Annotated in this window: 17 protein-coding genes and 1 CRISPR repeat array; of the genes, 8 read left to right on the forward strand and 9 right to left on the reverse strand. The window is 50.3% G+C overall.

The features are described 5' to 3' along the window. Genes MSED_RS12335 through MSED_RS05915 form a run of 5 tightly spaced genes read left to right on the forward strand, consistent with a single transcriptional unit; the run spans position 1 to position 5,216 of the window. Positions 1 to 150: a hypothetical protein gene (locus MSED_RS12335; RefSeq protein ID WP_155464946.1), complete on the forward strand. Its 150-nt coding sequence runs from the start codon at positions 1 to 3 to the stop codon at positions 148 to 150. Beyond that, positions 147 to 2,807 (forward strand): hypothetical protein, encoded by a 2,661-nt coding sequence (locus tag MSED_RS05900; protein ID WP_012021111.1) that lies wholly within the window; start codon positions 147 to 149, stop codon positions 2,805 to 2,807. The genes MSED_RS12335 and MSED_RS05900 overlap by 4 nt, the downstream gene beginning before the upstream one ends. After that, the gene (locus MSED_RS05905; RefSeq protein ID WP_012021112.1) at positions 2,804 to 3,439 is read left to right on the forward strand and encodes an RAMP superfamily CRISPR-associated protein; all 636 of its coding nucleotides are present in this window, start codon (positions 2,804 to 2,806) and stop codon (positions 3,437 to 3,439) included. The genes MSED_RS05900 and MSED_RS05905 overlap by 4 nt, the downstream gene beginning before the upstream one ends. Continuing rightward, on the forward strand, positions 3,436 to 4,386 hold the full coding sequence (locus MSED_RS05910) for a hypothetical protein (protein WP_012021113.1): 951 nt from the start codon (positions 3,436 to 3,438) through the stop codon (positions 4,384 to 4,386). Before MSED_RS05905 ends, MSED_RS05910 begins: the two co-directional genes overlap by 4 nt. Beyond that, positions 4,383 to 5,216, forward strand: a complete 834-nt coding sequence (locus MSED_RS05915; protein ID WP_012021114.1) for an RAMP superfamily CRISPR-associated protein — start codon at positions 4,383 to 4,385, stop codon at positions 5,214 to 5,216. Before MSED_RS05910 ends, MSED_RS05915 begins: the two co-directional genes overlap by 4 nt. A gap of 282 nt (positions 5,217 to 5,498) precedes the next feature. Here the strand turns inward: MSED_RS05915 and MSED_RS12340 are convergent, their stop codons facing one another. The 4 genes from MSED_RS12340 to MSED_RS05925 all read right to left on the reverse strand — a co-directional run bounded on the left by MSED_RS12340 (position 5,499) and on the right by MSED_RS05925 (position 7,896). Further along, entirely contained in the window at positions 5,499 to 5,639 is a 141-nt protein-coding gene (locus MSED_RS12340; protein ID WP_155464948.1) for a hypothetical protein, read from the reverse strand. 242 nt (positions 5,640 to 5,881) lie between these two features. After that, entirely contained in the window at positions 5,882 to 7,135 is a 1,254-nt protein-coding gene (locus tag MSED_RS05920) for a PIN domain-containing protein (RefSeq protein ID WP_012021115.1), read from the reverse strand. Positions 7,136 to 7,332: 197 nt separating this feature from the next. Next, positions 7,333 to 7,539 (reverse strand): hypothetical protein, encoded by a 207-nt coding sequence (locus MSED_RS12175; protein WP_144418760.1) that lies wholly within the window; start codon positions 7,537 to 7,539, stop codon positions 7,333 to 7,335. Between the two features lie 75 nt (positions 7,540 to 7,614). Next, positions 7,615 to 7,896 carry a CRISPR-associated endonuclease Cas1 gene (locus tag MSED_RS05925; protein WP_012021117.1) on the reverse strand — a complete coding sequence of 94 codons (282 nt, stop codon included), beginning with the start codon at positions 7,894 to 7,896 and terminating at the stop codon, positions 7,615 to 7,617. Between the two features lie 86 nt (positions 7,897 to 7,982). Here MSED_RS05925 and cas6 point away from each other — a divergent pair, with 86 nt between their 5' ends. Beyond that, complete coding sequence (cas6, locus tag MSED_RS05930; RefSeq protein ID WP_048060065.1) at positions 7,983 to 8,627, forward strand: CRISPR-associated endoribonuclease Cas6; 645 nt, start codon at positions 7,983 to 7,985, stop codon at positions 8,625 to 8,627. Beyond that, positions 8,590 to 8,715, forward strand: coding sequence for a CRISPR-associated endoribonuclease Cas6 (locus MSED_RS11990; RefSeq protein ID WP_080512765.1), 126 nt, complete (start codon positions 8,590 to 8,592; stop codon positions 8,713 to 8,715). The genes cas6 and MSED_RS11990 overlap by 38 nt, the downstream gene beginning before the upstream one ends. A gap of 104 nt (positions 8,716 to 8,819) precedes the next feature. Here MSED_RS11990 and MSED_RS12345 read toward each other — a convergent pair whose 3' ends face one another. Together MSED_RS12345 and MSED_RS05935 are read right to left on the reverse strand one after the other, a co-directional pair. After that, positions 8,820 to 8,984, reverse strand: coding sequence for a hypothetical protein (locus MSED_RS12345; RefSeq protein WP_155464950.1), 165 nt, complete (start codon positions 8,982 to 8,984; stop codon positions 8,820 to 8,822). A 568-nt stretch (positions 8,985 to 9,552) separates the two neighbouring features. After that, a CRISPR array of direct repeats spans positions 9,553 to 10,068; the repeat unit is 30 nt; unit sequence GTTTCAAACCCTCGAAGGATCTCTACAAAC. Positions 10,069 to 10,111: 43 nt separating this feature from the next. Continuing rightward, positions 10,112 to 11,062, reverse strand: coding sequence for a CRISPR-associated endonuclease Cas3'' (locus MSED_RS05935; protein WP_012021119.1), 951 nt, complete (start codon positions 11,060 to 11,062; stop codon positions 10,112 to 10,114). Between the two features lie 2,155 nt (positions 11,063 to 13,217). On the opposite strand from MSED_RS05935, the gene MSED_RS05940 reads away from it, so the two are divergent. Further along, on the forward strand, positions 13,218 to 14,375 hold the full coding sequence (locus MSED_RS05940; protein ID WP_225938851.1) for an AAA family ATPase: 1,158 nt from the start codon (positions 13,218 to 13,220) through the stop codon (positions 14,373 to 14,375). Between the two features lie 122 nt (positions 14,376 to 14,497). Here the strand turns inward: MSED_RS05940 and MSED_RS05945 are convergent, their stop codons facing one another. The 3 genes from MSED_RS05945 to MSED_RS05955 all read right to left on the reverse strand — a co-directional run bounded on the left by MSED_RS05945 (position 14,498) and on the right by MSED_RS05955 (position 19,075). Beyond that, positions 14,498 to 14,812 (reverse strand): hypothetical protein, encoded by a 315-nt coding sequence (locus tag MSED_RS05945; RefSeq protein ID WP_012021121.1) that lies wholly within the window; start codon positions 14,810 to 14,812, stop codon positions 14,498 to 14,500. Beyond that, the gene (locus MSED_RS05950; RefSeq protein WP_200901098.1) at positions 14,809 to 17,424 is read right to left on the reverse strand and encodes a penicillin acylase family protein; all 2,616 of its coding nucleotides are present in this window, start codon (positions 17,422 to 17,424) and stop codon (positions 14,809 to 14,811) included. Before MSED_RS05950 ends, MSED_RS05945 begins: the two co-directional genes overlap by 4 nt. A 70-nt stretch (positions 17,425 to 17,494) precedes the next feature. Continuing rightward, the gene (locus MSED_RS05955) at positions 17,495 to 19,075 is read right to left on the reverse strand and encodes a thiamine pyrophosphate-binding protein (RefSeq protein WP_012021123.1); all 1,581 of its coding nucleotides are present in this window, start codon (positions 19,073 to 19,075) and stop codon (positions 17,495 to 17,497) included. Between the last annotated feature and the right edge of the window lie 4 nt (positions 19,076 to 19,079).

Raw genomic sequence — 19,079 nt, forward strand, 5'->3', positions numbered from 1 at the left:
ATGAAGATCTGTTTCTCTAGATCGCTCTCCATCCTTGAAGGTGAGGAGTGCAAACCAGGTCTAGCCATAATTAACCTGGAGGTTGAGGTAAGGGACAAGATTAAGGTCAAGACCGAGAAGGGCGAATTTACTTTAGGTGAAGAGAAATGAGGGGAAAACTTTACCTTCTGGAGGATGGTTCAGACGTTCACATCGTGAACGAGGCGAAGGCTAAGGCAATTGTGGATGAACTGATGGATATACTCGCATATCTGGCCAAGATCATTGACGACATGACCAAACCAGACGGATCTCCCCTTCCTCCACAGAGCAAGGTGAGGCTGTTCTCTGAGCTCGCCGTGGCCATCTTCAATTTCCCTATAGTGATAGGATACGCCACAGTTGTGGAAAGGAAGTCCACCAAGGAGAGAGTTCTCATAAACAACTTCGACTACCTAGTGGCATACGCCGTTGAGAGATATATTAACGAGGGAATTAGGTCCGACCTTTACGAAAAGCTGAAGGAGGGTAAACTGGAGGATGTACTGGAAACTCTAGAGAAGGCACAGGCCATGAGGCTCGTAAGGCACCTAAGCAGTATGAGGCCTAAACTTGCGGAGATCTACGAGGTGCTGAGGGCTATTCCGTCCGATACTAGACCCGGACTAAACCTAACCTCGCTTCCCTCCCACATGCTCCTGACCTCTGTGATTGCCTGGAGTCTTCAATCGCAGGGCTACGATCTCCCTACCATAAGGCTAGCCTCAATATTTCACGACGTTGGTAAGATCGCTAGCTACAGGAATCACGTCAAGGGTGGGGAGGAATTCTTCGATCAACTCTTGGGCAAACTTGAGGTTTCCCGCGAGTTTAAGAGCGAACTTATCAAGGTTGCAGGGAAGGCCAAGACCCATCACCAGGGAGAGGGGTTCCTCGACGTTGCCGATGACCTGTCCTCGGCTATGGACAGAATCAGCTCCGTGGTACAGAAGGCGGTTAAGGAGAATCCTGGGCTCAAGGATGTGGAAGAGTGTTTCAGGAGGAGTGGAAAGGAAAGCTTCGACTGCTTTGACTCCCTTCCTCAAGACAGGTACAAGGAGGCCACTCGGGCGATATTCGAAAAGTTGAGGGAAGAACTTGAAGGGTTAAAGTCGCCAGAGGGTGAACCTGTCTTAAACTTGGTATATATTGACTTTCAGGGGATACAGAGGTTTATCTCATCCTTTCCGAAGCTCAAACAGCTGTCCACTGCCAGCTTCCTCGTGGACTTCCTTGTGTCCACTGTTCCCTTCATCGTAATAGACAACCTGATCTCTGGCTACAAGGACAATTACCTACCCCTTGAGGCTATGCTATCAGGTTACGGTGGCCACTCAATGCTTGCCGTGATCGCCAAAGTCGGAGATAAAACCCTGAGTAGGGAGGAGCTGTCAAAGAGGATCATGGAACTGAAGTTACTGAAGTCCCTAGACGTGAACCTTGGGGTATATGCTTCACCAATGGTAGTTAAAGGCGAGGGGAGAGAGAAGGTTAGGCTCTACACCCAGATCTGGAGGGACCTAGAGGCTCAGATGCTGGATAGATCCCTAGTGACCCTAGGAGAGAACGTTCTTGGGGTGTATAATCACAAGCCGTGTCCCAACTGCGGTGTTAGGCCTGCGAATAGCTCAGGGCTCTGCAGTAGATGTGACACAATTGACAAGATCTCGGATAAGAGAGGGTTCTCAGCCAAGGTTGGTGTAGACTACTCATTGAACGGGATACAGGTTCGAATCTCCTTTAGACCCAAAGACCCCAACACACCCGACCCAATGGACTACCTAGCTGGTGATACTGGAAGAAAGAGAGGGAAGAGACCACATTACATTTCCGTGGTTAAGTTTGACGCCAACAACGCATCTGCTATCTACATGAGGGCAATTACCCTGGGCCTGTTCCTGGACATCAGTTATACCATGGACTTTGCCATTAAGCAGGGCTTTTACGAGACCCTTACCCAACTCCTTGGGGCAGGCTCAACCATGAGCTCTGAGAAGCAGGAAGGCGAACCTGCGGAGGCAACGGGTTCAAGGAATAACAATAACGATCTTGAGGAGGCGTCCCACTTCCTGGCAGAAAGGATCCTAGTTGGGGTAATCTACCTTGGAGGTGATGAGGGGCTCCTCATAATCCCCGCGATTATCTCGATCCCCTTCTCCCTCGTGTTCCTGGAAAGGGTAAGCGAGAGGTCAAAATTCAAGTTCAAGTGCGGAGTAGTCACGGTGAAACCTAATCATCCCATACAGTTCGCGATTCAGGGGGCTGAGGAAGTCATGGAGAAGGCCAAGCTTAGCCTGGGCACAATAACTGAGAACACGATCGGCATAGTTCACGCCTCCTCTGGTCTCGTGACCGATGAGACCGTTGAGACTACCATGGGGAAGTATGCCGATGTCTTACAGGTGACCAATGATCTCAAGTTCTTGAGGGAAGTGCTGAGTGCGATCATGGGGATTCAGGACTCAGATCTCCTGCGGGAAGTTGTGAAGCTTTACCAAGACACAATGAACGAAGAGCCTAGATTTGAAGTAACCGAGAGGGTTAAGGATGCCATAAGGACATTTGAGGACGTGGTATCCGCGTATGCAGGGAAGAGGAATAGGCTTCACCTCATAGCTTACCTCCTGAAGAGGAGGGCCGATTACCAGGAGTTAAAGAAGCAAAACGTCGTCGACGCGATAGAGATCATTCTAAGAAGGGTAGCCAACTCAGATGACGTCCTTAAGGCCAGTCTACCCGTCCTCGATGTCATGTTTCTTCTAAAAACCTTGAGGAGTGGTATGCAATGATCTTCCGTGTCTGGATCAAAAACCTAAGTTCGCTCACCATAGGCGGTTCAACTGATCTAGGGGAAGTTGATATACCCATGAACAGGTTCCAGTTCCCCGGTTCCTCCTTGAAGGGTGCCATGAGATCTTCGCTTCACAGGGCTATTCTAGAGTGGGGTGAAGAGCTGGAAAAGATGGGGTACAAGCTCACGTCCTGTGGCGAGATTGACCCTGATTTCATTGAGAAGGCCCATCAAGAGAGGCCATGCGATGTATGTTCGCTTTTCGGTAGGCCATCTCTTGGCGTTGAGGGTAGAAGCAAGGTCACGGTGATCCGCGATGAAGAACAGGAAAAGAAGGTGTACAAGTTGACTAGGGTAGGGATAGACAGGAAAACTAGGGTTAAAAGGAATGCAGCTCTCTTCTCGCAGGAGGTCTTCAAGCCTGGTGAGGTCTTCAGCTTCAGGGTAGAGGTCAGCGACGATCCAAGGGAACTTTCGTTGGTTTTACTTTCACTTCTCTACCTAAGATACTGGAGGCTTGGGAGGAGCGGAATGGTTGACGTAAAGGTGGAGAACCCGTGCAGGGGGCAGTGCGACGAACTTGGGAATAAGCTAGCCAATAGGTTGGAGGAGTGGGAGGTGGAAGAATGAGGTTAAACCTGTTCCAGGTTAGGATCGGTTACGCGACCGTGAGCTCTAGAAGGATAGAGCACTATTACTTCTCGGAGAAGGACTTCATCCCGTCCACGACAGTGAGGGGAGCCTTCCTAAACCAATTGGTGAGGGATAGGGGTCTTGAGGAGCTTGAACGATACTTTTTCTCTCCTGGCTACCCCATCTACGGGAGACCTTCTGGACCCATACATCCGCTGGCACCGGCACTCGGAAGGAAGAGGAATGAGTACGTTGAGCTGCCAGGGATCCTGCAGAGGTGGGGGAAGGAGGACTACGGAAAATTGTTGGCCGAGATTGTAGGTGGATCAGGGCAGGAGAGGATTAGGCCAAAGCCGAAGACGGGAGATATCGTGGTCCCGAAGTCGTCCGGTAAGGTTAACTTCTTCTCACGGATCTCACTGGACACATTCATCCAGGACAACGTCGCAATAGGGAAGGGCTCCGGATCCAGTAAGACAGGGATGCTCTTCTCCTACGAGGTCAAGGACTACGGAGACGTTTGGGTGATTTCAAATCTCGACGTTGAGGTTACCGAAATTCACGTGGGAAGGGGTTGGACCAGGGGACTCGGCACAGGCAAGGTGGTGAAGAGGGGAGAGGTGGACCTCGACCTCCCTGGACCTGGTGATGTGGGATACTGCCTCACGCCATGCGTTCCCTCCCTTCTAGGAAGGGAGTTCTTCTCGGCTGAGGAGGTGAGGGGGACAACTGACATCTACATGAGTTGGTACACCTGGGGGAAGAGGGCAGGGCTTAGGCCGTCTTTCAAGGTGGTACGCGAAGGATCAATTGTGAGGGTGAAGGATGTGGATCAAGACAGGCTCATGGAACTCTGGCCAGCTGGCCTAAACATGATGGTGAAGGTACCTGATATGGCAAGCCTTCTCGAGAAGGTTGAGAGGGGACTTGGGGTGAGAACATGATAGTCCACGATCTAGTCTTCAGATTGGAGGAGGTTAGGATAGGGACGACCTCGCTTGGGAACGAGCTAGAGGCCCTCAAATACGGGGATACCTACGTCATCCCCTTCTCGACATGGAAGGGGGCCTTTAGGTCAACGACCGAGGCCATAGTGGAACAGCCAGATTCTCAGAACGTCATAAACTTGTTGATGGATAAAGTCAACGCTGCAATTGACAAGGCCGAGGAGTGGAACCCCGTGGTCGCGCGAAGGGTCTTCTGGGAGATTGCAAAGGAGGTGAAAGGGTTGAACTACCCCGAGATCGAGGGCCTTGACAGGGTCCTCAAGGACGTACTTAACCCTGAGGCTACCAGGGACGACACCAAGAGACTCGTCAAGGAAATCATCAGGTCCTACCTATCCCCCGTGGATAGGTTGTATGGGGGTCCAGGTCCTGACGCTGAGGTGAGGGAATTCGGGTTCGCGGGGGCACTCATCTTCTCGGACTCGGTGATGAGGGGAGCGGAGAGAGGAATGGTAACCAAGACCTCAATAGACAGGAGAACTAGGAAGGTTGCAGAACACATGCTGTTCACTGAGGAGGTTGTCTATCCTAAATCGGTTAGGGTTAGGGTGATACTTCACAGGGTTCCAGACTTCGCCTTGAAAGCCTGGGTAAATACCTTGAGGTTCCTAGCTGAGGTTGGGCTTGGGCTCGGGTCAGGGAAGTCGAGGAGGTCTTGGGCAACCCTGGACCCAGGAGACAGTAAAGTGGCTGAGGCATCGTTGAACCAAATACTCGAGGGGCAAAAGTGGAAATCCCTGGGGGAGTGGCTTAAGGGTCGTCCCTAGTCTTAAGCAGACTTTTATTTAAATTTCCTTTTAGAGGAGAGAGAAGACCCCTTACCCTAGCTAATTTGTGGTTTTTCGGTTTAGAGATCGGGGAGCGGACAATATCGCGCTAACAAGTAGATACTTTCATAACGCTCACGGGAGCAAACGAAGCGATCTCACCTTGACGCGTGACCCTGTCTCGGAAAAACGCCTACACACTGGCGTGGAGACCTCCTGAATCTGACATCTATGTTTTCAACAACTTCTTCCCATCCTCCCTTTCTATTACCAGGTCGGCCATTATACCCATGACTCCTTATTACCCATGAGATAGGGAAAGGGTACATAGATTTCTAGTTCTCGCTTTATGGACGGGATGGCGTTGGCCACTGCCACCTTCACGTCAGCTACCTTGAAGGGGGATTCGTGGTTCAGGACCACTCCCCCCACCTGCCATACTCCAGCTTCTCTAAACAAATGATAATCTAGTTAATAATATTCCGTTAATTTTCTATAAGTTAAGGTTTATGCTTTAATCAAGATTTAAGATGCTAGATAATACCTGATTCTCCCACGATCTGAAGGTGAAGAAAGCGTATAATACAAGTGGTAGATACAGGAACAACCCTGAGATTGTAAATACTAAAAACCTTTAATTGATTTTATTTCTCACATTTCCCAAACTATTTCTGGGTAGATGAGCCCACTGTGGGAGGTCCACCACGAAAGTGTTGCCCCTGAAGTGCCTCGAGGACCTTCGCGTAATTAAGGTCTGGTCTTAGGGTTTTTACAACTGTCCTATAATCAGTGTTCAAGGACGGGTTCGGGGACTTCTCTATGACGACCACGGTCTCCCCGTTCACCCTGATCTCGGGGTTCCTCCCCTTGAACTGAAGCTTACCAAGGCACTCGAGATAGGTCCCCCAGTCTCCCTTATCCTCCCTCCTCCCCTCAAGTATCACGGTATCTGCGTGGGCACTGGCCTTATTCCCCAACTCCCTGTCCCCGGTCACGAAAACGACCTTCTCGTCCACGTACATCTTCATGAATCTTAGTTCCTCAAGCAGTCTCTTGTCCCCATAATTCCCCTGAGTAGATCTAGGTGGTACCCTGTGAATTTGATAATAGCTCTCGAGGCCAAGGATAAACCTTGGAAGACGGGGATCCTTTGAACTATTCTCTATCTTCCCAAGGAGCTCGTCGTGAACCCGACTCGACGGAATTAACCTGAGTTCCCTTCCCCTCCTCGCCAGTTCACCCAACCTGTTCCCAAGGTTAATGTAAACGTTGGTATCGGCAACTATCAGGCCCTCCTCCGCCTTCTTGCTCACAAGATCCTCGCTCGAGAACCTCACGAAACCTGATCTCCTTTTACAAACTTCGTCGTCCTCAACATCCTCGACCGAGGGTTCTATCTCAACTTTTCCGTGAAGTGAGAGTATGTTGTAGAGCGCAGTGAGTGACTCCCTCGTGAGTGAGGATCTGCTGTCAGCCTTTTTAACGGGAGGAGGGTCCAGTTTGACGGACCCGCCTGTCCTCAGGTCAAGTAACTTGAGATGATTGAAGGGAACGTATCCAAAGATCCTGTAACCCTCGGACTCATACTTGATATAGGCATATCTTACCTCCTTTGCCTTCGCGTAGTTAGCTGAGGCGAGGGCCATGATCTTCCTACCAGGGGTCACGTCGAGGACGTCTATCTCCTCGGAGCTCATGTGGTTTCTCCAGGCCTCTAGGTCTTCGCCAACCTGGATCTCCTTGATCTGCGGAGAAAGGGACAGGAGATTGAGGGCCTCTTGCAGGCCTTGGAACTCATGCTTGGTTGAGTCTTCCCTATAAATCCTGATCTCGTCGGGCTTAACTCCTGCGAACACCTCAGTCATCACCGCGTTAATCGTGGTGACGGACTTGTCTGAGCCCAGGGTTCCGAGTATCATGGGGAGAAGATGGTGGGATAGATTTTAAAGATGATCTGGTTTAGGGGCCTGGTTAGATCCAGGTGGACACAAGTTTAGCGCTGTTTATGACGTGACAGCTTGTGGCGTAAACCAGTTAGATCCCTTTCAATTCCCGACTTGTACCGCGTACCTACACTTAACTCGAGTCATGAACATTCAGCTAGGATAACGCTAGTTCACCAGTCGGCGCAAAATCTAGGATCCATTTCTAGGTACTGGACACTTGACCCAGAGATGCAGGAAGATCCTCTGTCCCTTGAAGAGCTCCACTCGGTCACCTGATAGCCCGTGGGTGAACCAAGGGAACTCGTGTTGATCACGCATACCAGGAATAGTTTGACGGGAAGCGGTGTGGGAGACCCAAGTGACTCAATTCTCTTCATTTGAGGAATAGTCGTCGATAACGAAACGCTTCGCACACGGTAAGAGTGTCTAGTTTACTTCAACCTGGGACAAATTTATCCGTGCTCAACCTGTTTCAGGATGAGGTAACCTGACACGTGATGCGTTGAGGGTAGGTAACTTCCTAGGTATCGTCCCCGAGAGGAGAAGAAGTGAATCGGGATCTTTGCCTTGCTCAGAAATGAAAGGAACCTCTTGTTGAGGTTAACCTCCCCCAGGACGTAGATTGACTCAACCTCAGTGTAGGGCACGTATCTAGTGCCGTCATTCGTGATAAAGGCTATGGTGTTCGACTTCCTCTTGAGGGTTCTCGAGGAAGTGATAAAAATCCTCTTCATGTGATGAATGGTGCTGGATCAAATAAATATCCATGTGGCGGGCAATTCCAGATAAAGATTAAAGCCTAGCCTCGCTTTTCCGTGTGATGAGGATCTGCATGTCGTTCCTCGTGAGGGGGACCGTCCCTGTTCACTACAACTACCTAATTCAATCTGCGATCTACCATCGACTTCCCACGAGGTTGTCGAGGGCCCTACACAACAAAGGAGTAGTTGAGGGTCCCAGGAGGTTCAAGATGTTCACGTTCTCGAGACTCTACGGCGACTTCACGAGGAGTGATGAGGGCCTAGTTTACAGGGATAGGGCCTACCTCTGCTTCTCGTCTCCCCTGGAGAGGGTGGTGATGGAGGTGTACAGGTCCTTCCTGAGGGATCCAGTCCTGAGGCTAGGGGGGAGCGAGTTAAACCTCGAGGTAATGAACGTGGTTGAACCACCGGAGCTGGGGAGCAAAACCGTGGTCTACACCTTGTCACCGATAGCCGTTTACAGGAAGAGTGAAGTTGGGACGAGATATTACTCACCGTACGAGAAGGAGTGGGAGCTCTTGATCAGCCTAAACTCCCTGAGGAAGTACCACGCCTTGAGGAGGAGGTATCTCAAGACTGGCCTCGTGGTGAGGCCGTTGAAAGCTGGGCTAAGTCGGGTTAAGTACAAGGACAACGTTGTGTTTGCCTGGAGGGGGGGAATTCGAGATGAGGGGACCAAAGTCCCTGCAGATGGTGGTTTATGAGGCTGGATTGGGGAGCAAGAACAGTCAGGGTTTCGGAATGATCGAGGTTAAGGGGAGGAAATTGAGGGAGTTGATCTCGGTGGAGTGACGTGTATTGCAGGGGTTGGGTGGAGAGGTGTGGAGTACGTGGGGGGTGTTCAAGGCTGAACCTGAAAACCTAGGGGCTCGTTGAGGTGCAAGTTTGGTTATTCTTCAGATAGCGGTAGGTCGAACTGAATAGCTCTGATCACAAACTAGGTACTTCGTGAAGAGCCGGGACATCGAAGGATCTATCAAGGTGAAAACTATTTCCTCAGCATCTACGTTTGAAACCTTTATGTAAAAGAGTTGCCCCTCCACCTTGTCCATGAGACACATGAATTAAAACACTGGAACCTCCGTGAAATAGGTGACCCATGGGTGGGCCTGTTATCTTCAAGTTTTTACCTCGGGAGGATCTACGGACAAGGAAGCAAAGGACGCATAACAAAATGTGATAGTTTCAAAACGCTGGAGGGTCCGTATAAGCGGGGGCCTAATCAAGAGTTTTCCCGGGCCCGGCAGCTGTTGGCAGAGAGTTAGACCGGGGGCCCCATCACCTATTTAGACTTCCAAAAAATAAGCCTTGATGCCAGGCTCTCCAATGACTAGTTATCCTATTAATCTCTCTAGGGTTTTAAACCTTGAGGATCACTACAGACTTATTGATAGACTTCGAGATATTATTGTTTTAACTTTGCTTTATTAATCTCTAAAGAATGCTAGAAACTAGTTCGCTAGGAAGTGAACATAACTGGGAAAACCGAGCACAGGGAAAACTAGTAAGCTTATTTTGGTAGGAAGAGGAGTTAAATAGGGATCTAGGCTCAGCTTCTAAAGCTACCCTTGATGGGTCGGCCCAGGTAATTCATCACCTGAGCCCATTCTCTAGTTTAACTAAAAGCATGTTTCAAACCCTCGAAGGATGTCTACAAACGACACGTCTACACCCCCCCCCCGGTCGTGAGTGTGGGAAGCGGGGATCCCATTTCAAACCCTCCAAGGATGTCTACAAACTGGGGTCCATTGTGATGAAGATTTCGGAGAAATTGAAGAGTTTCAAACCCTCGAAGGATCTCTACAAACTCCCCTGTTACGACTGAACCAATACTTGATTGCACGTGTTTCAAACCCTCGAAGGATCTCTACAAACCTCTACACACTAAGAGTAGCTGAGACCATAAAAACCAAGTTTCAAACCCTCGAAGGATCTCTACAAACACATCATAGCCATGTCACCGAACGGAACTCTGAGGTACTTGTTTCAAACCCTCGAAGGATCTCTACAAGCATTCAACTAGTGGCGTCTCCTGAAGGGCAACTATTGTTTCAAACCCTCGAAGGATCTCTACAAGAAGGGCTATTCTGCGTACGCTTCCCACCTCTGGAGGCAGTTTCAAACCCTCATAGGATCTCTACAAACCGCTCTTATTTGTTATTGATAGCCAGCCCTAAAAAACCTTACCCTAGTATAGATGATAGAACTTGAGCGGGTCCATCCTCGTCCTTGAGAGCACGTCGTGAACCTGCTCAACAATACTAATGTAGGGAAGAGCATAGATCAACCTCGACTTCCCCATCTTGAGTGCAGTTAGAACGCCGGACAGCGTCTTCCCCGATCCGCTCGGGGCAATCAAGGTTACCGTCCGGCTAACCGGAGTAGACGAGACAAGGGAGTTGAGCTTCTCCCTGATCCCAGCCATCCTATCGTTACTCTTGATCGAGGATATGAACTCGGTAATCAGTGAGGGTGAAGGGGGATTCTGGGGAAGAAAGGATGTGTCACTGGCGCTATGCTTGTCTGAGTCTATGAGACATGAGAACAGTAGCAGGCCTCCCAGATATCTCTCCCAGGCCTTTGACTGATCTGCCTTGAGCTCCTCCTCGAGGTGAAGCAGATCGGAAGCGTACTCCTCGAGGGTGGAGTTCAGATCTTGCTCCAGGAATCCCTCGACATGCGAGTGATACCTAATATTTGACATATTCTCTAGGATCCTGTCCATCCTCTTGTATAGATCCTGAAATTGGGGTCCAAGGACACCTGGATCATCCAACTTGTTCATGGCCCATCTCTTGACAGTCTCAATCCCCTTGAGATGGCCGTGATGAGATCTCACCGCTAGTGAGACGAGGATAGGAAGTTCTAGGGAAGATAGTGCCCTCTTGGCGACGTAATATGCGATGAGGGAAGATATCTCAGCGTGACTGGATCGCGGATCCTTACCTCCACGAAGATGTTTCTGAAAGAAGGTCGTGTACTTACCAACGTCGTGGTATGCCCCAGCAATATAGGCTGGGTCGGAGAGCTCCGGACGACTCCCTGAGATGAGCGAAGATGCAGTGGTTCCTACCTCATTAAGGTGGTCCGCGAGGCGCTTGTTGGGATGAGAACATAGATCGTCCGGTGAACATTCCATGGGAAGAGTTAGGGTTAAGGTTAAAAAAGATTATTTTATAGCAGTAATAATTTTCCTATTGAAAAATCGGCAGTGAAAGGGAAGAAGAAAATATATAGAGATAACAATATTATTTTGTACGTGGGTTCACCTCGGCGGTGAAAGGGAAGTTGAGGGTGGTTGATCACTGCCGAATTTGGGGTAAGGTTTTTTAGGGCTGGTTACTAGTAGTAATAATAGCGTTTGTAGAGATCCTTTGAGGGTTTGAAACAAATAGTACTGACTTGATACGGCTAGGTGATAATAGCGTTTGTAGAGATCCTTTGAGGGTTTGAAACGCAAAGGCCTTTCCCACACTCTCCAAGGGAGTATGAAGTTTATAGAGATCCTTTGAGGGTTTGAAACCTTACGTCTTGAAAGTACTCGATTATCAATTTAACAGGTTTGTAGAGATCCTTTGAGGGTTTGAAACGCGTCAATTCTCTAAAAAGAAAAGGCTAGCGTGAAGGGGACTTGTAGTGATCCTTTGAGGGTTTGAAACTAAGTGAACCATGGGTATTCCCCCTCCGGGGGAACTTCGACTTGTAGTGATCCTTTGAGGGTTTGAAACTCGGAAAGAACATATACATCCTCCCCGTGGTTCCCGGGTTTGTAGTGATCCTTTGAGGGTTTGAAACGTGTTTGTCCCCATCTTTTGATGGGGCAGCTGCTCCTCTTTGTAGAGATCCTTTGAGGGTTTGAAACTATACTTTGGAAAATCAGTATATCTCTTGTATCTTCTGTTTGTAGTGATCCTTTGAGGGTTTGAAACTCGATAGCGAACCTGATAACTTCGCTTCTATTCAGTCTGTTTGTAGTGATCCTTTGAGGGTTTGAAACATAGACGTATCGACCCGCCGTATAGCATCAAGAAGATAGTTTGTAGTGATCCTTTGAGGGTTTGAAACTACACGACGCGATCACACTCACATGCCCGCGTGTCGCCGTTGTTTGTAGTGATCCTTTGAGGGTTTGAAACATAACTCTATACGCTCTCACACGGCTGAGGTCGAGGAGCTTGTAGTGATCCTTTGAGGGTTTGAAACCCACCTTCACCCTCGCCTTACGGCCCTTTTCCTTCCTCAGTTTGTAGAGATCCTTTGAGGGTTTGAAATACAACCCCCTATGTCAAGCACCGTGTCCATTTCAACCTTTAACCTCTTATTTTCCTGGAATAAACGGAACTAGGTGACTGAGCAAGAGAAAGGAATGATAATGCTTATTTTGGTAGAGACGAATTTCGTGAGGGGGCCTTAGACTGAGTCTCCTCAATGATGGGTCGGGACAGGGTCAAGTCATCACCGGACCCCCGCTTTTCAATTTTGACTCTCGTTTGTGGAGATCCTCTAAAGGTCTGAAACTGGGGTTTGGTCGAATTAGTCCCATATGGTAGTTTCAGTTGTAAAGATGCCTTGAGGGTTCAAAACTCGGATCTTCTCCCTACATGACGTATTCCTGTGACCTTTTCAATCCACCTCACCTCCAATTTGCTGGAATATAGGGAACTAGGGGGACTGAGCATGAGATAGGAATGGTGTCAAACTTATTACGTAAAGGAGGTGATAAAGGGTGGAGGGCCTAAGCTCATAACAAGTCCGATATGGCTCCATGTGTCAGCCGTTCATCATAGGCCCTCTCTCTAATTCTGTCTCTTTCATTATTGTTTATGGAGATCATTTGACGGTTTGAAACTCGGATCTTGTCTCCATGTGGCATAGGCCAATTACCATTTTAATCTTCAACCCCTCATTTTACTAAGGAAATGGAACTAGAGGGTTGAGCTGAAGAAAGGAGTAGCGTCAAACTCATTGCGTTAAGGAAAGATGAGAAACAGCCCCAGTTCGTAACAAGTTAGTCATGGATCCGTGCCTCGGTGTCCATCACTCTCAGTCTGTCTCTAAAGATCTTGAGGCCTGAAACTAGGACGAATTCCCGAACATTATGTAGGCTATTTGTATTAACTCTCTTCACTCTTCATATGAAGTAACCTTTACCTGGCCTTCAGGTGGAGACTCAAGATTCCGACATATCCCCTCAACAATACCCCTAGTGTAGTCGGCATCTAAGCCTCTGACTTAACCCAGGTAAGAACGGCCACTCTCTCAACTTTGAGACAGTCACAAAAAGGTTTATTTTGTTGCGGGTACCAGCAATTTGCGGGTACCAGCAAATGTTCGTGTACGGAGTTCCCACCACCAACCCTTTCGGTAGGGAGAGGGAGATTAGGATCGTGAGCAACTTCCTGAGGAGTGGTCAACCCGTGGGGCTAATGGGAGTTAGAAGGGTTGGTAAAACGTCGCTCCTCCTGGCTTCCCTGCGTCAAGCTTCCTTGCCCTACATTTACCTCTCCGCCGAGGAGTTCACCTCCGGGAAGTCCTTCGATTTCCACTCCTTCATCTCGGGTTACGTGGTCTCCGTGACCTCAACCCTTTACTCGCTGGCAGGCTACAGGGTGTTAACGGAGAAGGGTAGATCATGGCTGAGGCAACTGAGGGACCTCGTGGGGGCAATCAAGGTGACTTTCAACATACCAGAGGTCTCAGCGACGCTCGACGTTACCCTGGAAAAGGTTGAGAGGAGGAAGAGGTTAGAGGAGGAACTCCCCAGGATTGTGGACTTGCCACAGATCATGGCTGAGAAGTTTGGAGTGCCCAGGGTTGTGATAGCGGTCGACGAGTTTCAGTACTTGAACTTGGCAAAGCAGTCAATGCCCAACATCTTCCACGTTTTAAGGAGTAGGTGGCAGTTCCACACCAGGGTTTCCTACGTTATATCCGGTTCGCTCATTGGAATGATGAACGAGTTGCTCAATTCCAGGGATCAGCCCTTCTACCAATTTTTCTACTTGATGAAGGTGGGACCTCTGCCCCCTGACGTTAGCAGGGATTTCCTGAGGAGGGGTTTCGAGCACTACGGAGTTCGAGTTGGGGAGGAGGAAATTGATAGGGTGGTGGACTACGTTGACGGTTTACCAGCGTGGTTGAACCTTGTGGGTCTCAAGGTCGTGAGTGAGGGGAAGAGCGTGAACCAGGTGCTCGACACGCTTACGCAGGACATCAACGTGGTCAATGCGATCGAGGGAGACTTGAGGAAGCTGTCCCCAGGGGCCAGGAGCGTTCTCAAGAGGTTGGCGATGCTAGGTGGTCAGGGAAGGCCCAGGGACCTAGGGGACGATAGGTGGGGGGTCGTGAGGGCCCTACAGCAACTCATACGCTACGGAATCGTTGAGAGAGAGGATGAGGGAAACTACAGAATAGTAGACCCTCTGCTTGTCCATTACTTGAGAGGCAATTAGTCCCCAAGCGGATTGAGGATGGGCAAGACAGGAACTTCCACGAAGAGAGACCGCATCTACTGAGGATGGGTTTAACTCTCGTTTGAAACACTTCACACAAAACGTGATCACAAAAAACGCGATCAACTCCTCCTTAACGAGTCACCGAAAATATACCCCAGCATACCCAACACGAAGGCTAACACCGCTGTGAGCAAGAGTGGGGTTAGAGATGGTAAACCGGCAATACTTGCGAAGATGTAGGACTGTGCCAGACCTCCCGGGTTCGACAGTGCCACAATCAATACCCCTAGCACTGAAGCTAATCCCTGATATAGGCTCCTCACTCCCCCACTCACGACCCCTAGAACTATCGCCACCACAGCTAGGAGATACCAGTAGCCTAGGAATGAGACCAAGATGCTCAACACGAACTGAACTATGGGAGCCCACTTCACGGTTCAATTCCCTCCTGGTACAGATAAAGGAACTGCGGTGGGACGTTGCTGGGTATTAACGTGTAGTATACCCCGTCATTCCAAGGCTCGAAGGTGTTGGAATAGTAAGGACTAACCGGGTTCTCCGTGACTCCCCCTGGGTAGATTCCCTGACCGTCCAGGGGATCCGACATGTTCACGACCAATCTCCATGAAGGTCCAAAACTCGAAACCAGTCCGTAGGAGGCATCCACGGTGTTGCCATCTCCAGAGGCAGGCAACTCCACCGTGTTCAGTGCCTGTATACCGAAGAAACTTGATAGAACTCTCTTGTGAAGGTTGCCCCACTCCCACGCTGACGAGAAGTTACCAAGGGTTGAGGTCAAGTTCTTCACGGTCTCAAGGTAGGCCTGAACCATGTCGTAAGACGCGTTCCCCCGGACCTTAGTTATGGGATTGGAGAACCAGGTTATGTTGGGGTAGTTCACTGTCCAATTCTCTAGATCCTCCACGAGAGGACCGTGATAGTAGTCGTCAGGCCCCAAGAAAAATGACACGCTTCCGAGTCCTTCGCTGGGAGTTATGTTGTAGTAGAGTAACCACGGCTTGAACACGTAGGAGATGTAGTTGATTAGCCAGAAGTAGTAGATCGTGGCTGCGGTGGAATTCGCGTACATGTCACCGTTCCACTGTGACAGGGCCTGATACTCGGGAGTGTCATTGTACCCGGCTTGAGCCAGGGCAGTAAGGAGAGGTTTAAGGAAGACGTTTGTGCTGAAGTCGTGGACGTTGAGCTGAAGTTCCTCCATCGCGGTAAGGTTGGCGGAGTGGAGTTGACTCAACACCGTGTAGATCTCATTGGCCCTCATTCCTGACTCGTAGTCCCACCCCAAGTAGAAGGGGTAGCCGGGGGACACCGTTATCTGGTTTGCTGAGAAGACGAAACCTGTAGGTGGATCGTATAGACTAGGTTGATATTGAATGGGGACGAATCCTTCCCAGTCGTACTGACCTGTCCCAGGAAGAATACCCCTCGGATCCCCCTGGGAAATGATGGGGAAGAGTCCGTAGCTGAATATCCCAATGTTTCCCCTAGAGTCGGCTACCGCCCAGTTCTGCGTAGCCACCTTGAAGTATTGCTCCGCTATGGACTGGAACTCCAGGACGGAGGTAGCCCTATCCACCCTTAGGAAGAAGGTTAACTCGTATGTAGGTTGAAGTCCTACCCAGTCCATGGCAATCGTGACGGGAGAAGTCTGTATCACTACCCCGTTCCTGGCCCTCAACACCTGAAGGTGGTATGGGGCTGACCCCTTCACGTAGATAGTTTCGTTCGTCACGGAGAAGTTGACCCATTCCCCGTTCCAGAAGTACTGTCCAGGATGTGAGGGACTTGTCTCCTCTGCGTAAAAATAGGTTTGCTGAATTTGACCGTTAGTTGCTCCCCACGCAATGTATGGGTTGTGGCCTAAAACTATTCCAGGGAATCCAGGGAACACAACACCTACCACGTTCTGTCCTGGGGACACGAGCTGGAATCCTATCCAGATCGAGGGAACGGTGGTTGAAAGGTGTGGATCGCTGGCTAGCAATCCGCTTCCGCCGGTAAGAGGAGAGTTGACCGCCCAGTCGTTGCTTCCCAAGTCCCTCAGGCTGAGAAGGAGTTGCGGTATATTAATGGCGCAATACCCAGTTCCAACGGTCAAGTTGAGGGGGAGAGTGGGTGGGTCTGGTGGACTTGCGTTAAGAGGGTAAAAGTAGCTCGGGGTGTACAGGGACAAATTGGCCACGTCTCCGCTCTCCGTGTAAATCCCTGGGTTCAGGCTATTTGGGACAATGGGATGTTGTATTCCCTCTGGATACGCTGGGTAGAAGGCCCTGACCACGTTTGGGGGCATCTTCTCTAGGGCAAAGGTGAAGTAGAGCGGGTCGAACTGGGAGGCTGTGTTCTCCCAAAGGAAGAGTTGCTGAAGAGCGAAGACGTCGGTGATGGTCCAGTTGGTTGGCCTATAACCGAGAAGCTTGAATAGGAGGGGAAGCCTAGCTGGACTTACGCTGGCTATGTAGTCGTTTATACCCTTCACGAACTCGCTCACGGCCATGTACGTGTAACTCGTGGGTGAGAGGTTGGCTACCTCCTGCTGGGCGATCTGATAGTCCCCCAGTTCCCGGAAGAATATGTCCGAGGACAGGGCACTCTTTCCAAGCACCGTGGATAGGTTCCCCGTGGCAGTTAGGAGCAGGAACTCCATCTGTGCTAGCCTATATTCCGCCTCTAGGTATCCTTGCTCGTAATACACTGCCCAGGTTTCGTTGGAGGCTATGCCTATGAAGCCGTCAGGTTCCCTATATACTGTGACCAAGGCGTGATTGTTCCCCTGGGTTAGGGTGAAGGTTGTGACTCCGGTGGAATATGATGGCTCTGTGGCCCACACTCCGGTAGACGGATTCAACAGCGAAAATAGGGGAGGTAGGGGGCCCAAGGGTAGTGATCCGAGAAGTATCACCACCACGAGGACAACTCCGGAAAGAACCAATCTTGACTTTTTCGTGTAAAAATCACCGATGTTAATGTAAATTTCTGGGTTAAATTTCTTTGGAATTGGGAGTGAAGTTCTCAGCCAAGTTGTCAAGACCGGCAATGTAACTGGTGCCTGAAGATGTCACACCTCATAACCTCAGATCGGGGTTTCGCTCACGGTCTCATCTTCGCGTTAGCCTAGATGGGACGCTGTTCGGGTTCACCCTAACCCTGAGTACCGTTGGCATCTTGGCTGACCAGCTGACTGCCTCCTCCGTTGCCCTCCTCAACTCTTCCCTGTCCCTAGCCTCCACAACCTTCACCCCAATCCCCTCGAGAACCTTCGTGTAGTCAATTGGAAAGACCTGCGTCGTGAAGGTGGTTCCATATCTCATGTTCTGGTTCATCCTTAGGAAATGCTGAACGCCGTCCTCCACGAGGACTGTCAGGAAGTTGATCCCGTTCTCTACCGCAGTGATCAACTCCTGAAAACACCCCTGAAATCCCATGTCACCTATTATGCTCACGACCTGCCTCTCTGGGACTGCAATCTTTGCCCCTATACCCGCTGGGATAGCTGAACCCATGGCGTTGAAGATCAGGGAGTTGAAGTAGGAGTTGGGCCTATACACCTGTACGTCAATAGCCATTACCTGATTTGTGCCCGCATCTGCGATCACCACCCTGTCCTCCCCTAACGCCTCGTTTAGAACCTTGGCGAGAAGGTCGTGAGTTATTCCCTCACCCTGCAGGTTGGTCTCCCTTCGCTCAACCCTGAAACTCCACCTGGGCAACTTGACCCTCTCCACCACCTCGGTTAAGAAGGCCTCGGCGCTAGCCCTCACCACGACGTCTGCCCTGAAGGAGGTGTTGAAGACTGAGGGGTCCGGATCGACGTGAAGAGTCCTAGGAAGCTTCATGCTCCACCTCCTAGTCTCGAGGTCATTGAATGAGGTTCCAATGGCGATCAGGCAGTCCCCAGGGATCTCGGCTAGGTTGAAGGTTGTGCCCGCGTAGAGAGGGTGATTCTCAGGGATGCTTCCCTTACCCCTAACCGTGGTCAGGACAGGAATTCCCAGCTTTTCCAGGTAGGGAACCAGATCGGATCTGGACGCTCCATATCCCAGGAGTAGGACGGGCTTGGAGCACTCACTCAGAAAGTTCACGGCCTCCCTCACCTCGTCCTTACTAGGGTAGACCAGACTCCTTGGAACCTTCACTCTCTCCGCCTCAGCCTCGCCCTTCTCCTCGAGGACGTCAACAGGGATCTCAACGTAGACAGGCCCCATCCTGTCCTGAAGGGCTATCCTGAAGGACTTTTCCATGACTAGGGGTACCTCCTCGGGGGAATAGATCCTGAATGACGCCTTAGTTATCTGCTTAGCTACCTCGATCTGTGCGTCGTAGTATCCAGTGTCGTGAAGTTGTCTCCTATGCCTATACCTGAACTCCTTGTTGAAGGAGATTAGGACAAGGGGTGAACCCTCGGAGAAGGCCTCTGCTAGCCCCGTCAAGGAGTTCGTGAATCCTGGACCATTCACCGAGATGAAGATCCCCACGTTTCCCTTCAGTCTGGCGTAGTAGTCGGCCATTATGGCGCCCCCGTACTCCAGTCTCGGCATGTAGTAACGAACCTCTTGTCTCTCAACCCTCTTCCTTATCTCCTCATAGAGGGAGAGGCCGTGAGTCCCAGGTATCCCGAAAACGTCCTCAACCTGGGAGGAGATCGCGTCCATCAGGAGTTCCGCAGTGGTTTTGGCCATAGAG

It is taken from the genome of Metallosphaera sedula DSM 5348, from assembly GCF_000016605.1.
Lineage (GTDB): Archaea > Thermoproteota > Thermoprotei_A > Sulfolobales > Sulfolobaceae > Metallosphaera > Metallosphaera sedula.

What these genes read in the sequence shown, in the direction of transcription:
- MSED_RS05955 (WP_012021123.1), bottom strand. Translation starts at nt 19,075, where the DNA reads ATGGCCAAAACCACTGCGGAACTCCTGATGGACGCGATCTCCTCCCAG.
- MSED_RS05935 (WP_012021119.1), bottom strand. Translation starts at nt 11,062, where the DNA reads ATGGAATGTTCACCGGACGATCTATGTTCTCATCCCAACAAGCGCCTC.
- MSED_RS05905 (WP_012021112.1), top strand. Translation starts at nt 2,804, where the DNA reads ATGATCTTCCGTGTCTGGATCAAAAACCTAAGTTCGCTCACCATAGGC.
- MSED_RS05900 (WP_012021111.1), top strand. Translation starts at nt 147, where the DNA reads ATGAGGGGAAAACTTTACCTTCTGGAGGATGGTTCAGACGTTCACATC.
- MSED_RS05920 (WP_012021115.1), bottom strand. Translation starts at nt 7,135, where the DNA reads ATGATACTCGGAACCCTGGGCTCAGACAAGTCCGTCACCACGATTAAC.
- MSED_RS12345 (WP_155464950.1), bottom strand. Translation starts at nt 8,984, where the DNA reads ATGTGTCTCATGGACAAGGTGGAGGGGCAACTCTTTTACATAAAGGTT.
- MSED_RS12175 (WP_144418760.1), bottom strand. Translation starts at nt 7,539, where the DNA reads ATGAAGAGAATTGAGTCACTTGGGTCTCCCACACCGCTTCCCGTCAAA.
- MSED_RS05915 (WP_012021114.1), top strand. Translation starts at nt 4,383, where the DNA reads ATGATAGTCCACGATCTAGTCTTCAGATTGGAGGAGGTTAGGATAGGG.
- MSED_RS05925 (WP_012021117.1), bottom strand. Translation starts at nt 7,896, where the DNA reads ATGAAGAGGATTTTTATCACTTCCTCGAGAACCCTCAAGAGGAAGTCG.
- MSED_RS12335 (WP_155464946.1), top strand. Translation starts at nt 1, where the DNA reads ATGAAGATCTGTTTCTCTAGATCGCTCTCCATCCTTGAAGGTGAGGAG.
- MSED_RS11990 (WP_080512765.1), top strand. Translation starts at nt 8,590, where the DNA reads ATGAGGGGACCAAAGTCCCTGCAGATGGTGGTTTATGAGGCTGGATTG.
- MSED_RS05910 (WP_012021113.1), top strand. Translation starts at nt 3,436, where the DNA reads ATGAGGTTAAACCTGTTCCAGGTTAGGATCGGTTACGCGACCGTGAGC.
- cas6 (WP_048060065.1), top strand. Translation starts at nt 7,983, where the DNA reads ATGAGGATCTGCATGTCGTTCCTCGTGAGGGGGACCGTCCCTGTTCAC.